Here is a 15,465-nt window from a genome sequence, read left to right on the forward strand (position 1 = left end):
TAGGTTACTGCCCGGTGCTTTTCCCAACATCTAGTGAAGCTTGCGCGCCGCCGCCATTGCATGGGAAACAAAATCTTAAACGTCCACATGCAATGGTGCGTCGGGCCTGCGGCATGGTTTTCGCAGCCCGAACGTGGAGTTATCGTGACTATGGGCAAGCCTGACCTGCCCGGTTCCCAGCCGCCTGATGTGCCCCATGTGCCCGTTCTCCTGGACGAGGTTGTGGCGGCGCTTTCCTCGCTTGCCGGGCGTCGCGTGGTGGATGGTACGTTCGGTGCGGGTGGTTATTCCCGCGCCCTGCTGGCGGCCGGTGCCGATGTGGTGGCGATCGATCGCGATCCAACTGTGCGCGTGCATGCCGACCGGCTCGCTGAAGAGTTTCCCGGCCGCTTTCAGTTCGTGACGGGGACGTTCTCGAAGCTCGATATCCTCGCTCAGGAATTTGGTCCGATCGGCGGCGTGGTACTCGATATTGGCGTCAGCTCAATGCAGCTCGACCAGAGCGAGCGCGGCTTTTCGTTCATGCGCGAAGGACCTCTCGACATGCGCATGAGCCAGTCGGGTGAAGGCGCGGCTGACCTCGTCAACGAGCTGGAGCAGGATGCGCTCGCCAATCTGCTTTATGCCTTCGGTGAAGAGCGCAAATCGCGCCGTATCGCCCAGTTCATTGTGGCTGCCCGCGAGCAGGCGCCGATAACGACAACTCTGGAGCTGGCGCGAGTGGTCGAAAAGGCCATTGGCCGCAAACCGGGTGATGCGCATCCGGCAACGCGCACTTTCCAGGCGCTGCGCATTGCCGTCAATGGTGAATTCGAGCAGCTTGTCGAGGGGCTGTTTGCTGCCGAGCGCCTGCTTGGCGAGGGTGGCGTGCTGGCTGTCGTCAGCTTCCATTCGCTCGAAGACCGTATCGTCAAGCGCTTCTTTGATCCGGACAAGGGCGGTCCGGCTCAGTCGCGCCACCTGCCTCAGGTCAAGATCAATCCGCGCCGCTGGGATCCCGTTTCCAAAGCCGTAAAACCCGGTGCGGCGGAACTCGATCGCAATCCGCGCGCACGATCCTCGGTGTTGCGCAGCGGCATCCGAACCGCCGAACCGGCGCGCGAGCCGGTCTATGACCAGCTTGGCGTTCCGGTCGTGAGGGGTGCTTCATGATCCGTCGCCTCAATTTCTTTCTGATCGTCACCAGTATTGCGATGCTCGTGGGCGTCTATATGCTCAAGTTCTCCATCGAAGGTACGGCATCCGAACGTTCGGCCATGACAGCCCATATCGCCGAGCAGGAGAGCGAGCTCTCCACGCTCAAAGCCGACTGGGCAGTTCTCAATCAGCCTGGCTATGTCGAACCCATCGTGCGGCGTCACCAGGCCGAACTGGCAGTTGAGCAGGTGAAGCAGGAGCAGTTCGGCTCTTTTGCGGATTTGCCGATGCGTCCTGCAGAGCCTGACACTTCGGCCATGGATGCTCTGTTTCAGGCAATCGACGCCGGCATCGACCCCATTGATGCCATTCTTGAGCTGGAGGGCATCGAATAATGGCCGTGACTGCTGAAGATCTGGCCCCCACCATTTCCCTTGACGGTGTGCGAAAGGCGCGCGGGAACCTGACCCAGGCCCGTATCCGCTGGATGATCCTGGCGCTGGTGATCGGCTTCGGCGCGGTCGGTGGCCGGTTGGTTCAACTGGGCATGGTCGAGACAGATACGACAATCGAAGGCCAGGCGCGTGACGCCATTACTGCCACCCGGCCGCCCATTCTGGATCGCAATGGTCTTGAAATGGCCGTCGATATCCGTGTGCCCTCGCTATTTGCCGAGCCACGCCGGATCATCGATGTTGACGAAGCGGTAACCAAGCTGCGCACCGTTCTGCCCAATCTCGACGAAGCCTGGTTGCGCAACCGGCTGAGTGGAGACCGCGGCTTTGTCTGGGTGCAGCGCGAACTGACGCCTGCCATCGAAGAACAGATAATGCGTCTCGGTATCCCGGGCATCGACTTCATCACCGAATCCAAGCGCTTCTATCCCGGCATGAATGAAGCGGCGCATATCCTGGGCTCGACCAATGTGGACAATCAGGGGATTTCCGGCATCGAGCGGCACATGGATCGCGAATCCATCGCGCTTTTGCAGGAGCTGGGCCTGGCGCGCGGAAACAAGCTGACCCCTGTCGAGCTCAGCGTCGACATGCGCGTGCAGCATGTGATGCACGATCAATTACTTGACGCGATGACGCGCTACCAGGCGATCGCAGCGGCCGGCGCGATCATGGACATCTATACGGGCGAGATTATCGCACTCGCTTCGCTCCCTGACTTCAACCCCAACGATCCAGCCTCGGCTCTCGTCAAGGACACGTTCAACCGCGTGACCTCAGGCATTTTCGAGCCTGGCTCGATCTTCAAGACAGTGACGCTTGCCGGTGCGCTGGATGCCGGCGCCGTGCGGATCACGGATGACTTCGACGCGCGCTATGGCGTGCGCTTCGGCCGCTACACGATCTCCGATTTCCATGGCAAGAACCGTATCCTCAGCCTGCCCGAAGTCTACAAGTACTCGTCCAATATCGGCACGATCCGCATCATGCAGGCCATGGGCAAGGACAACTTCCGCGAGTTTCTCAGTCGTATGAAGTTTGACGAGCGTGTCGAGTTCGAACTGCCGGAGATGCGCGTGCCATCGGTTCCCAAAAGCCTTTCGGAAGTGGGCGCCGCCACGGCATCCTTTGGGCACGGCTTGTCGGTGTCGCCGCTGCACATGCTGACCGCCTATGCCGCGTTCGTAAATGGCGGAAACTATATCTCGCCAACGCTCTATAAGCGCTCCATCGCCGAGGCTGAACCTTTCTATGAACGGGTGCTGCAACCCCAGACCAGCGCCTATATGCGCTACCTGATGCGGCTCAATGCCATCTCTGTGGGCGGCTCGGGTTCGCAGATGAATAAGCTCGCGCAGGGTTACCGCGTTGGCGGAAAGACCGGTACTGCGGAGAAGGTGGTCGATGGACGGTACTCGTCCAGCAAGGTGACCAATTTCTTCGCTTCGGCATTCCCGCTCGATAATCCGCGTTATGCCATGGTGATCATGGTTGACGAGCCCAAGGCCGAAAACCCGCAGTCGGGCACGACCGCCGGCTGGAATGCCGGTGCCCTGACCGGGCGCGTGGTGCAGCGCGTGGCACCCATGCTTGGCATTGCGCCGGATTTCGGCGAATTGCTTGATCAGCAGATCGTACCGCCCGAAGTCAGGCGGATCTTTCCAGAAGGATATTGATGGTGTCCATCAGCGTTTCGCAACTGCTCGAAGGCTCTGGCGCCCGCCCCAAAAAGGGCCTGGGCACAGTCTTTGGGCTGAATTCCGACAGCCGGCGCATCGAGCCGGGGGACATCTTCTTCGCGCTACCCGGGCAGAAAGTGCACGGCAATGAGTTCATCGCGGACGCCGTTCATCGCGGTGCGCTGGCGGTTGTTACGGATCTATCCCCGGTAGGCGATCCCGGTGTGCCGGTGATCGTGGTCAAGGATGTGCGCGCCTCCTACGCGCGCGCGGCATCACGCGTTTTCGAGCCCCAGCCCGAAATCGCCGTCGGTGTAACCGGAACCAACGGCAAGACCTCGGTCGCCTCTTTCGTACGCCAGATCTGGGACCATGCTGGTCTGCCCGGCGCCAGCATCGGTACGCTTGGCGTGCAGACTGCCAATCGCACCATAGAAGGCGCGCTGACGACGCCGGATTCGCGCACCCTGCATCAGGCCATGCGCGCATTGCGCGCGCAGGGGATCGACCATGTCGCGCTCGAGGCTTCGAGCCATGGCCTTGATCAGCGGCGTCTCGACGGTATCCACTTCGAAGCCGTTGCCTTCACCAATCTGAGCCGCGACCATCTCGACTATCATGCCGACATGGACGAATACCGCAATGCCAAGCTGCGCCTGTTTACCGACCTGCTGGTCGATGGCGGGGCTGCCATCGTCAATGTCGACGATCCTGAATATGAGCCCTTCATGTTCGCAGCGCTTTCGGCCAATGCCACGCTTTTGACCGTCGGCCGGGAAGGCGCCTATATCGAAATCATCTCGATCGAGCCCGAAGCCTATGGGCAGCGGGTGCAGATCCGGCATATCGGCGAACTCGTGGACTTCCACTTGCATATTCCGGGCGAGTTCCAGGTATCCAATGCGCTGATCGCAGCGGCCCTTGCGATGTCCTCCGGCGTGGACAAGAACGACGCCTTTGCCGCGCTCCCCAAGCTTGTCGGCGCCGTAGGCCGGCTCGAACTCGTTGCCGAGCATAACGGAGCGGCCATCTTCGTTGATTATTCGCACAAGCCCGAAGCTTTGCGTACGGCGCTCAATACCCTGCGCCCTTATGCACCCAACAAGCTGCGGCTGGTCTTCGGCTGCGGCGGAGATCGCGACAAAGGCAAGCGGCCGCAAATGGGCGCAATCGCCAGTGAGCTGGCTGACGACATCATCGTTACCGATGACAATCCGCGCACTGAAGACGCCGCCTCCATCCGCGCCCAGATCCTCGCCGAGGCAAAAGGCGCGCGCGAAATCGCGGATCGCAAGGCTGCCATCGAAGAAGCGGTGAGATCGCTGCAAAAAGGCGACGTATTGCTGGTCGCCGGCAAGGGCCACGAGACCTACCAGATCATCGGAACGACCAAGCACCACTTTTCAGACCATGAAGTGGTGATGGAAGCGGTGAGGGGCTGAGTTCAGCCTAACACGTAGTATCCGGGCCCCGGTACCCCTACCTAACCTCCCCCTCCGGAAGGGGGGGTGGGTGGGGGGGGATCACGCTAACCCCACCAATCTGCTGGTCCCCGCCAGAATTGCGCTATAAACCGCGGGTAGTCATCCGGCTCCAGCCGACGACACCGTGTATTCCCGTTCGCAGAAGGCGATATGACCCAACCTCTCTTTACTCTCGACGCCATCCTTGCCGCCACGGGCGGTCGAGCCGAGCAGGTTGCTGCCAAATCCTTCGACTACATCACCATCGATTCGCGAGAGATCGGGCCCGAATCGCTTTTCGTTGCAATCAAGGGCGATCGCTTCGACGGTCATGATTTTGTTGACGCCGCCCTTGCAAACGGTGCCGCGGCGGCGCTGGTCAGCCGAGGGGAAGGGCCTGGGCGCATCATTGTTCCCGAAGCCTTGGGTGGACTTGTGGACATCGCGCGCGCGGCACGGGCGCGCAGCGAGGCGTTGATCGTCGGGGTGACCGGCAGTGTGGGCAAAACCACAACCAAGGAAGCCCTCCGCACCGTGTTCGAGGCGGCAGGCGAGACACACGCCTCGATCAAGAGCTTCAATAATCACTGGGGCGTGCCGCTGATGCTGGCTCGCATGAGCGAAACAGCCCAGTTCGGCGTCTTCGAGATGGGGATGAACGCACCGGACGAGATCCGTCCGCTGAGCCAGCTCGTGCGGCCGCATATCGCGGTGATCACCACCATAGCGCCGGCGCATCTGGAGAAGCTGGGCAGCATAGAAGCCATAGCCGACGCTAAGGCGGAAATTTTCGAAGGGCTTGAGCCAGCCGGCACTGCGCTTGTGAATGCCGATCACCCCCAGCTTGGCCAGTTGCTGGAAGCGGCAGCGGAAGCCGGCGTAGGCCACGTCGTGACATTTGGCTTTGCTCGCGGCGCCGACTGGCAGATCATCGAACCGGAAATGGCCGGCGAGAGGAGTTTCGCCACCGTTGTTCATGGCGAGGACCGCTATAGTCTGGTCATATCGGTGGCTGGGCGGCACATGCTGAGCAACGCCACGGCGGCGCTGGCTGCCGCCAGTCTGGCTGGCGTCGAGCCGGCAATTGCCTTGCGCGCCCTGGCCGGTTTCGGCCCACAGCCTGGCCGTGGCCAGCGTGTGCTGCTCGGCGGTGGCGACAAGCCGCTTATGTTGATCGATGAAAGCTATAATGCCAACACTGCCTCGATGATTGCGGCGCTCGAGGTTTTTGCGAGCGTGTCTTCCCCTTCGGGCCGCAAAATAGTGGTGCTGGGGGATATGCTCGAACTCGGAGAGGCAGGCCGGGAGCTTCATGCAAGCCTTGCCGGGGCGGTTTCCGGCAGTGGGCCAGACGCCGTCTATCTCGTGGGCGAGAATATGCAACATCTGCAGCGCGCATTGCCACAAAGTATGTTTTCCCAGCACTTCACAACTGTTGACGAGGCTCAGGCGGACCTTCTCGCCACCCTTGCCTATGGGGATGCAGTTATGGTCAAAGGGTCCAACGGTGTGGGACTGTCGCGTCTCGTTGCCGCCATGAAGGACAAGTTCCAGCAGCGTTAAGCGCCCCAACCAGGACACCTAGAGAACATGCTCTATTTTCTCGGCCAGTTGGGTGACACCCTCGCCGCGTTCAACGTCTTCCGCTACATCACTTTCCGCACCGCGGGTGCGGTGATCACGGCGCTGTTTTTCGTGTTCATGTTTGGCCCCGGCATGATCGCGCTTTTGCGCGTCAAGCAGGGCAGGGGACAGCCTATCCGCGAAGACGGCCCGCAGGGGCACCTCCTGACCAAGAAGGGCACTCCCACCATGGGGGGGCTGATGATCCTTTCGGGGACCGTCATCTCGACGCTGCTGTGGTCGAACTTATCCAACGGTTATGTCTGGGTGGTGCTGTTTGTCACGCTCGGCTTTGGCGCCATTGGCTTTTACGACGATTATCTCAAGGTCAAGCGGATGAGCCACAAGGGGTTTGGCTCCAAGCAGCGCCTGCTGCTTGAGGCGATCATCGGCTTCATCGCGGCCTTTGCCATTTCCCAATTGGCCGTTGGCGCCTATGGCACGTCGCTGCTGTTCCCCTTCGTCAAGGACCTGGCGGTAAACCTCGGATATTTTTATATTCTTTTTGGCGGCTTCGTGGTGGTCGCTGCAGGGAACTCGGTGAATTTGACTGACGGGCTCGATGGCCTCGCGATCGTGCCGGTGATGGTTGCAGCGGCGTGTTTCGGGTTCATTGCCTATCTTGTCGGCAGCACCAACTATGCCGACTATCTGCTTCTCAACAACGTTCCGGGCACGGCCGAACTCGCCGTGGTGTGCGGCGCGTTGATCGGGGCTGGCCTTGGTTTTCTTTGGTTCAATGCGCCGCCGGCCCAGATCTTCATGGGTGACACCGGCTCGCTGGCACTGGGGGGCGCGCTTGGCACCATCGCCGTTGCCACCAAGCACGAGATCGTTCTGGCCATTATCGGCGGTCTCTTTGTGCTCGAAACTGTGTCGGTGATCGTGCAGGTGACCAGTTTCCGGCTGACCGGCAAACGTGTGTTCCGTATGGCGCCCATTCACCACCATTTCGAACATCTAGGCTGGACCGAAAGCCAGGTGGTGATCCGGTTCTGGATCATCTCTTTCGTGCTCGCGCTGATCGGTTTGTCGAGCCTGAAGCTCCGTTAATTGTTCACGGCTGCGCCAGCCGTGAAACTTTTTCGCCTGTCTCCCGTAACTGCTTGAGACGATAGCAATCGTCCCCAGCAACGCCGTTCGCATAGTCGCATTCCGGCCATCAAGGAGACCCGCATTGCCTGCTACCGCCCGTTTTTTCATGACGACCAGCCTTACTCTCGTAGCTTCCGCCATTGGCGTCGGCGCGACCCATGCCGCCACCGCCGTTGCTTTGATAGACGGCACTTCGCTTGCCATGGTGGATACTGAAACCCGTGCTGTCACAGGCACGCTCGAAGTGAGTGGGGTCGACGGGCTCGCTGGCATCGATATTCGTCCCGCCGACGGCATGCTTTATGGCGTGAGCCTGTCTGGTCAGATCGTTACGATCGACACCTCGACCGGTGCGGCCACGATGGGCGCCGAGCTTTCCGAGAAGCTGCCCAGCTATGATGGTGCGATTGTCGACTTCAATCCTGTTGCGGACCGGCTCCGCCTCATGGGCACGGACGGAACAAATCACCGCGTCAATGTCGACGATGGTGCCGTGACGGTCGATGGTTCGCTGGCCTTTGATGCCGAAGACATGCATGCCGGCGAAACGCCTGCAGTTGTCGACGCTGCCTACACCAATTCAATCGGCAGTCCTGAAGAGACAGCAATGTACGACATTGACGCCACGCTCGCAGCGCTGCTCCAGCAGGTGTCGCCCAATGACGGGACACTTGCAGCTGTCGGCGAACTCGGCATCGAGGGCGGTTCGAACTATGCTTTTGATATCCACACCACGGAAGACATGACCAACACGGCCTATCTCGTGGTCGACAACACTCTTTACACTGTCGATCTCGAAACCGGCGCTGCAGAAAGCTGGGGCATGATCGAAGGCGTTGACGGCACGATCACTGATATCACCGTCATGAACTGAGGCTTTCAGCCTCGCATTCTTTCCCCCGTGCGAGGTGATAGTGAGGCGGCCGCAAGGCCGCCTCTTCTGTTGTGCGATTGTCGCAAAACGCGAGACCCTTACCAAATCGGTAACCAAAGCCGGGTACAATTTGCGTCAGTTTGTATCGAGTGCCCGGCCCCGTTTCATGATGTTTTCCCGCGCCGAGAAGACGCCTCTTGCCGAATGGTGGTGGTCGATTGACCGCGAATTGCTCGGGAGTTTGATCCTTCTACTCGTTCTGGGCATGGTTTTGTCGCTGGCAGCCAGCCCGCCGGTGGCTGAGCGTATCGGCCTGAACGAGTGGCATTTCGTTATCCGTCACGCCATGTTCTGCATGATCGCGGTGCCGATCATGCTCGTCACCTCAATGATGAGCCACCGCCAGGCCCGATTTGCGGCGCTTGGCACGCTCATCGTCATGGTGGTTCTTCTGTGGGCAACCCTGCGCTTCGGTGCCGAGGTGAAAGGCGCGCGCCGCTGGATCGCCTTTGCCGGACAGTCGGTGCAGCCATCAGAATTCGTGAAGCCGGCCTTTGCGATCATTGGTGCCTGGTTGTTCTCGGAATATATGATTCACCGCAATGTGCCCGGACGCGCCATCGCGACCTTGATCATGGTCGTTATTGTTGCGGGCCTGCTGCTGCAGCCCGATATTGGCCAGACTGCGCTGGTTCTGGCGACCTGGGCCGTGCTGCTGTTTTTGTCCGGCATCTCATGGTGGATCATTTTCGGCCTTGCGGGCGCTGCGGGCGGCCTCCTGATGGGCGCCTATCTTTTCTTTCCGCACTTTGCTCGCCGCATCGACACCTTCCTGAACCCTGAAGGGGGCGGGAACACCTACCAGATCGACCGTGCGCTCGAATCGCTTGCAGAAGGCGGGTGGCTAGGCCGCGGTCCCGGTGAATCAATCGCCAAGAAACTGATCCCTGACGCGCACGCCGACTATGTGTTTTCCGCTGCTGCCGGCGAATACGGCATCCTGTTCTGTATGGCGCTTGTCGGCCTCATTGCCTTTATCGTCCTGCGCGCCATGATAGGCGCTCAGCGTCAGCAAAGCCTCTTCGCCCGTCTTGCCGCTTCCACGATCGCCATACAGTTTGCGATGCAGTCCGGCATCAACCTGGCGGTCAATCTCAACTTGATCCCGCCCAAGGGCATGACCCTGCCATTCGTTTCCTATGGTGGCACCTCCATGCTTGCCGTTGCCTTCGGCATGGGCTTGATGCTCGCAATGACAAGAACCAAACCCGAGGAGCGCATGACAACCGGCATCCCATCCTATCGCAGCGCCGTGGTTGCACCCGCCGAATGAAGACCTTTGTTCTTATGGCCGGCGGCACGGGTGGGCATCTCTTCCCTGCCATGGCGCTGGCGCAGGAATTGCTCCGCCGCGGCCATGGCGTCGAGCTGATGACCGATCATCGCGTTGAAGGTTACGGCCAGGATTTTCCGGCCAGGCGCATCCATATGGTGCCGTCGGCAACCCCGAGCTTGACCAATCCTCTGAAGTTTGCTGGGGCCAGCTTCACCATTGCGCGCGGCGTCGCCAAATCCTTCGGTATCTTGCGCGCTCTTCGTCCAGACGCGGTGATCGGCTTTGGTGGCTATCCCACCTTCCCGCCCTTTATCGCCGCGAGCCTTCTCGGCGTGCCCGGCATTTTGCATGAGCAGAATGCCGTCATGGGGCGCGCAAACCGTGCGCTCAGCCGGTTTGCCGATGTGCTCGCGCTCAGCTTTGCCAAGACGCGCTTTGCCGATGAGCAGGGGCTCGACAAGGTGCTGACCGGCAATCCGGTTCGCGATCGGGTCCGCGCGATTGCTGCCACGCCTTATCCCTCTCTTGTCGAAACCGGCCCGATCAAGCTTGTGGTGTTCGGCGGCAGCCAGGGCGCACGTGCCATTTCCGATATCGTTCCCGAGGCCATCGGCCTCTTGCCCGATGCGATCCGTGCGCGGTTGCAAATCGTTCAGCAGGCGCGCCAGGAAGACCTCGATCGCGTCACCAAAATCTACCGGCAGTCCCGCACCAGCGTTGAACTAGCGCCCTTCTTCACCGATCTGCCCGAACGCATTGCGCAAAGTCACCTCGTGATCGGGCGCTCCGGCGCATCGACCATCGCCGAGCTGACGGTGATCGGCCGCCCATCGATCCTCATTCCGCTGCCTGGGGCGCTCGATGCAGATCAGAAGAACAACGCGGCTGTGGTGGAGGCGGCCGGCGGGGGATGGGTCATGGACCAGGCCGCGCTTTCGCCGCAATCGCTTGCCACTCGCCTCACCGAACTCTTCACCGACCCGTCGCAGCTGGTGGCCGCAGCGTCTGCCGCGCGCAGTCTCGGCCAGCTCAACGCGGTCGAAAAGCTCGCCGACCTCGCCGAAAGCCTTGCCGGACAGGGCACCAGCACATTGGAATCCGCTTCATGAAAATGCCCCGCAATATCGGCCCGGTCCACTTTATCGGCATCGGCGGCATCGGCATGAGCGGCATTGCCGAAATCCTGCATAACCAGGGTTATACGGTCCAAGGGTCGGACGCTTCGCTCAACCCCAATGTGCAGCGCCTCCTCGACATGGGGATCAAGGTCGAGATCGGCCAGAACGGCGACAATCTCGGCAAGGCCGAGGTCGTGGTCGTCTCCTCGGCCATCAAGAAGGACAATCCCGAGCTGGTCGCGGCCCGCGCCAAGGCTCTCCCCATCGTGCGCCGTGCCGAAATGCTCGCCGAAATCATGCGCTTCAAGACCGCAATCGCCATTGGCGGCACGCATGGCAAGACGACCACAACGACACTGGTTGCGACGCTTCTCGACGCCGGTAATCTCGATCCCACCGTCATCAATGGCGGCATCATCAATGCCTATGGCACCAATGCGCGCCTAGGGGCAGGGGAATGGATGGTCGTCGAGGCCGACGAGAGCGACGGCACCTTCATAAAGCTGCCAGCCGATGTCGCCGTCGTCACCAATATCGATCCCGAGCACCTCGACCACTATGGCGACTTCGAAGGGGTCAAGAAGGCCTTCCACCAGTTCGTGGAAAACGTCCCGTTCTACGGCTTTGCCGTGATGTGCCTCGATCATCCCGAGGTGCAGTCGCTGGTCGGCGAAATCCGTGATCGTCGCGTCATCACCTATGGCCGCAATCCCCAGTCCGATGTTCGCTTGGTCGATCTCGAAAACCGCGACGGCGTGCAGCATTTCTCGGTCGAGATCCGGGATCGCATTCGCCAGACGCAGCTGCGTATCGACGGTCTCGAACTACCGATGCCGGGGGTTCATAACGCGCTCAACGCCACGGCAGCCATTGCCGTTGCCGACCAGCTTCATGTTCCAGCCGAAGCAATCCGTCGCGGCCTCAAGGGGTTTACCGGCGTAAAGCGCCGCTTCACCAAAACCGGAGAAGTCGGTGGCGTCACCGTCATTGACGACTATGGTCACCACCCGGTCGAAATCTCCGCCGTGCTGCGGGCCGCGCGTCAATCGGCCCGGCGCGACGTGGTTGCCGTGGTCCAGCCCCATCGCTTTTCGCGCGTCCACGACCTCTTCGACGATTTCGCCGCGTGCTTCAACGATGCGGACACCGTCATCGTCGCGCCCATCTATGCAGCCGGCGAGCAGCCCTTGCCGGGCGTCACCCACGAAGAACTCGTCAACCGCATTCGCGCCCGCGGCCATCGCGACGCCCGCGTCATCGACCGCCCTGAAGCCCTTGCGCCTCTTTTGGCGTCGCGCGTCGCCGATGGCGACTACGTCGTCTGTCTTGGCGCCGGCAACATCACCCAATGGGCTGGAGCCTTGCCGGGAGAGCTGGAAGCGCTGGGTCTTGGGGAAGAATGAGCGCGCTCACCTTTGCCGCCCCCTCATCCGGCGCTGCGCGCCACCTTCTCCCCGAGAGGGAGAAGAAAAGATCAGCGAGTTCCTCTTATTCCTCTCCCGCTCGGGGAGAGGTGGCTCGGCGCAGCCGAGTCGGTGAGGGGGAATTTTTCCACGCTCAGAACATCAACGGAGCCAACCCATGACCAAGCACGTCGCCGTTCTCATGGGCGGATGGAATAACGAACGCCCCGTCTCGCTGATGACTGGTGCAGGCTGCGCTGCCGCGCTCCGTCGCGCCGGTTACGAGGTCACCGAAGTCGATGTGGGGCGCGATGTCGCCGACGTTCTGGCGCGCCTCAAGCCTGACGTGGCCTTCAATGCCCTTCACGGCCCATTCGGCGAAGGAGGGTATATTCAGGGAGTGCTCGAACTGCTTGAGATTCCCTATACCCATTCTGGTGTGCTCGCCTCGGCGCTGGCCATGAACAAGCACCAGGCCAAGATCCTGTTCAAGGCGGCGGGCATACCGGTGACAGACCATGTGGTCGTGCCGCGCGCCGAAGCAGCGCGCGCTCATGTCATGGCGCCACCCTATGTGATCAAACCGGTGGCCGACGGATCGAGCTTCGGGGTCTTTGTGGTCAAGGCCGAGACCAGCCATCCGCCGCAGGAATTGCTGCGCGAAGACTGGACCAGCGGGGAGGAGCTGATGGTTGAGCGGTTCATTCCTGGCCGGGAGCTCACCTGCGCCGTGCTTGGCGATGTCGCCCTTGGGGTGACCGAGATCGTTACCGATCGCACGTTTTTCAACTACGAAGCCAAGTACACAAATGGCGGTGCGGTGCACGTGTTGCCGGCGCAGTTGAAACCGAAAATTTACGACAAAGTGCAAGAATTTAGCTTGGCTGCCCATGCGGCTCTCGGCTGTCGCGGTCTGACGCGGTGCGATTTCCGCTACAACGATGCGGCAGGCGAGGATGGTGAACTGGTGCTTCTCGAGATCAATACCCAGCCGGGTATGACCGAGGTGTCGCTGGCCCCGGAACAAGCTGCCCATGCGGGCCACTCTTATCAAGAGTTGTGCGCGTGGCTGGTGGAGGATGCGAGTTGCAACAGGTAAAGAGCGAGGCATTTTTCGTCGGAGCCCGCCCCGTCGATCCCCGCGCCCTTCCTGTTCCTGCACGCCGCTCGCCGCTCAAGCGGCTCAACAATCGCTTCAATCGCACACTGGTGCTGCATGGTACGGCCCTGCGCCGCGCCGGCATGGCCGTTCTGGCCTTGGCTGCGCTCGGCGGCCTTTACCAGGTGCGCGAGCCGATCGGCTTTGGTTTGTCTGCTCTGACGACACTGACCCAGGGCGGCTTCGCCGAGGTGGGGTTGGCTGTCGGGGAAATCTCGATCTCCGGCCAGACCCTGACGTCCGAACAGGCGATCTTCGATGCGCTTGGCATCCAGCCGGAGACGTCCACCCTGGCTTTCGATGTCGAAGCAGCGCGGGGCCGCATCGCCGAGCTGCCTGCCATTGATACCGTAACGGTTCGCAAGACCTATCCTGCCGAAGTGGCTGTATCGGTAACCGAGAAGGAGCCGGTCGCCCGTTGGCGCGTGGACGGCATCACCTTTGTGATCGATGCCACGGGTAGCCAGATCGGCGAGGATTTCGGCGCCTATGGTGACCTGCCGCTTGTGATCGGGGATGGTGCGGCGGACGATGCCATGGTGATGATCATGGCGCTCAACAATTTTCCTCAACTGCAGGATGGGCTGGTGGCGCTGTCGCGCATCGCCGATCGGCGTTGGGACATGATCTACGAGACGGGTTTGCGCGTGCAGCTGCCGGAGCAAGGGGTGGCTCAGGCGCTTTCGAAACTGACCCGTTACCAATCGCAATATCAGCTTCTCGATCGCGATATCACTGTGATCGATCTGCGCGTCGATGCCGTCGTCGCTGTTCGCCCCACCAAACGTGAAGACCCTGAAAAATCATGATGACCGATGCGATGACCTCTCGGCTCAGACCTGTCCAGCCTGGCAAGACGACGCTTGTCGCCGTGCTCGATATCGGCTCGACCAAGATCTGTTGCGTCATTGCGCGACTCGTCCCGCGTCCCGAAGGCAAGGCGCTGCGGGGCCGCTCGCACCAGGCCGAAGTGATCGGCTTCGGCTATGGCCCCTCGGCCGGGGTCAAGAGCGGCGTCGTCACGGACATCGAAAAGGCGGAGCACGCGATCCGTACCGTTGTAGGTATGGCTGAGCGTGCTGCGGGCGTGACGTTGGAATCGGTGCTGGTCAACGTCACCGCCGGTCGGCTGGGCTCGGAAACCTTTTCCGCTGCCGTTTCGCTCGATGGGCAGGAAGTGGAAAAAACCGACATCATCCGCGTGCTCAAGGCGGTCAATTCACGCTCAGTGCGTCCCGAGCGATCGATCGTTCACGCGTTGCCGATCGGTTACGCCCTGGATGGGCAAAAGGGTATCCGCGATCCCAAGGGGATGGTGGGTGAAAAGCTCGGCGTCGATGTGGCGGTGGTCAGTGCTGAAACGCTTGCCATGCGCAATCTCGAACTGGTGCTGCACCGGTGCCACCTGCAGATCGAGGCGCTCGTTGCAACACCATATGCATCCGGGCTTTCAAGCCTTGTGGATGACGAGGCGCAACTTGGTGTCGCTTGCATCGATTTTGGTGGTGCGACCACGACTGTCTCGGTGTTCAATGACGGTCATCTGGTTTATGCCGACGCGCTTGCAATTGGTGGCCATCACCTGACGCTCGATATCGCCCGCCAGCTGTCGGTGAGCGTTGCCGATGCCGAGCGCCTCAAGACGCTTTATGGCTCGGTTTTGCCCGGACAGGCCGATGAGCGCGACATGATCGCCATTCAGCCCGTGGGCGCCGCGCTCGACGAAGCACCCGGGCAGGTGGCGCGTTCCGTTCTGACCCGTATCATGCGTCCGCGCATCGAAGAAATCCTCACCGCCATACGGGATCGCATGCAGGCGACGGGTATGATGGATGTCTGCGGCCGCCGTTTCGTGCTGACCGGAGGCGCGAGCGAGTTGACTGGGTTGCCGGAAGTGGCACGCCGCACCTTGGCACGTAATGTCCGCAACGGCCGCCCGATGGGCATTGCCGGACTGCCGGAGATTGCCAAGAGCGCTGCCTTCTCTGCCGTCGCCGGTATGCTCGTTTACCCGCAGGTCTGCGCACAGGAATATTCCGAACCCCGCGGCTCGCGAAAGCTGACGGGAACCGATGGCTATTTCGCCCGCGTGGGCAATTGGCTGCGTTCGAGCTTTTAATCCC

13 protein-coding genes are annotated in these 15,465 nt (G+C 61.1%); all 13 read left to right on the forward strand.

Features of this window, described 5'->3' with window-relative positions:
* Window positions 1–150: 150 nt before the first annotated feature.
* Window positions 151–1,152, forward strand: coding sequence for a 16S rRNA (cytosine(1402)-N(4))-methyltransferase RsmH (gene rsmH, locus BM364_RS05000; protein WP_092421693.1), 1,002 nt, complete (start codon window positions 151–153; stop codon window positions 1,150–1,152).
* A complete protein-coding gene (gene ftsL, locus BM364_RS05005; RefSeq protein WP_092421696.1) occupies window positions 1,149–1,532 on the forward strand; it encodes a cell division protein FtsL in 384 nt (127 codons plus the stop codon). Before rsmH ends, ftsL begins: the two co-directional genes overlap by 4 nt.
* The gene (locus tag BM364_RS05010) at window positions 1,532–3,268 is read left to right on the forward strand and encodes a peptidoglycan D,D-transpeptidase FtsI family protein (RefSeq protein ID WP_092421699.1); all 1,737 of its coding nucleotides are present in this window, start codon (window positions 1,532–1,534) and stop codon (window positions 3,266–3,268) included. The genes ftsL and BM364_RS05010 overlap by 1 nt, the downstream gene beginning before the upstream one ends.
* Window positions 3,268–4,713: a UDP-N-acetylmuramoyl-L-alanyl-D-glutamate--2,6-diaminopimelate ligase gene (locus BM364_RS05015; protein ID WP_092421702.1), complete on the forward strand. Its 1,446-nt coding sequence runs from the start codon at window positions 3,268–3,270 to the stop codon at window positions 4,711–4,713. Before BM364_RS05010 ends, BM364_RS05015 begins: the two co-directional genes overlap by 1 nt.
* Before the next feature lie 192 nt (window positions 4,714–4,905).
* Window positions 4,906–6,297 carry a UDP-N-acetylmuramoyl-tripeptide--D-alanyl-D-alanine ligase gene (locus BM364_RS05020; protein ID WP_092421706.1) on the forward strand — a complete coding sequence of 464 codons (1,392 nt, stop codon included), beginning with the start codon at window positions 4,906–4,908 and terminating at the stop codon, window positions 6,295–6,297.
* Window positions 6,298–6,324: 27 nt separating this feature from the next.
* Window positions 6,325–7,410, forward strand: coding sequence for a phospho-N-acetylmuramoyl-pentapeptide-transferase (gene mraY / locus BM364_RS05025; protein WP_092421709.1), 1,086 nt, complete (start codon window positions 6,325–6,327; stop codon window positions 7,408–7,410).
* A gap of 124 nt (window positions 7,411–7,534) precedes the next feature.
* Window positions 7,535–8,326, forward strand: coding sequence for a DUF4394 domain-containing protein (locus tag BM364_RS05030; protein WP_244542772.1), 792 nt, complete (start codon window positions 7,535–7,537; stop codon window positions 8,324–8,326).
* Between the two features lie 166 nt (window positions 8,327–8,492).
* On the forward strand, window positions 8,493–9,659 hold the full coding sequence (locus BM364_RS05035) for an FtsW/RodA/SpoVE family cell cycle protein (RefSeq protein WP_342028839.1): 1,167 nt from the start codon (window positions 8,493–8,495) through the stop codon (window positions 9,657–9,659).
* Entirely contained in the window at window positions 9,656–10,771 is a 1,116-nt protein-coding gene (gene murG / locus BM364_RS05040) for an undecaprenyldiphospho-muramoylpentapeptide beta-N-acetylglucosaminyltransferase (RefSeq protein ID WP_092421715.1), read from the forward strand. Before BM364_RS05035 ends, murG begins: the two co-directional genes overlap by 4 nt.
* Entirely contained in the window at window positions 10,768–12,183 is a 1,416-nt protein-coding gene (gene murC / locus BM364_RS05045) for a UDP-N-acetylmuramate--L-alanine ligase (protein WP_092421718.1), read from the forward strand. The genes murG and murC overlap by 4 nt, the downstream gene beginning before the upstream one ends.
* Window positions 12,184–12,361: 178 nt before the next feature.
* Window positions 12,362–13,282 (forward strand): D-alanine--D-alanine ligase, encoded by a 921-nt coding sequence (locus BM364_RS05050; RefSeq protein ID WP_092421720.1) that lies wholly within the window; start codon window positions 12,362–12,364, stop codon window positions 13,280–13,282.
* Window positions 13,270–14,151, forward strand: a complete 882-nt coding sequence (locus BM364_RS05055) for a cell division protein FtsQ/DivIB (protein ID WP_092421723.1) — start codon at window positions 13,270–13,272, stop codon at window positions 14,149–14,151. Before BM364_RS05050 ends, BM364_RS05055 begins: the two co-directional genes overlap by 13 nt.
* Window positions 14,148–15,461: a cell division protein FtsA gene (gene ftsA, locus BM364_RS05060; RefSeq protein WP_092421726.1), complete on the forward strand. Its 1,314-nt coding sequence runs from the start codon at window positions 14,148–14,150 to the stop codon at window positions 15,459–15,461. The genes BM364_RS05055 and ftsA overlap by 4 nt, the downstream gene beginning before the upstream one ends.
* The last annotated feature ends 4 nt before the right edge of the window (window positions 15,462–15,465 follow it).

It is taken from the genome of Devosia crocina (assembly GCF_900116545.1).
GTDB lineage: Bacteria > Pseudomonadota > Alphaproteobacteria > Rhizobiales > Devosiaceae > Devosia > Devosia crocina.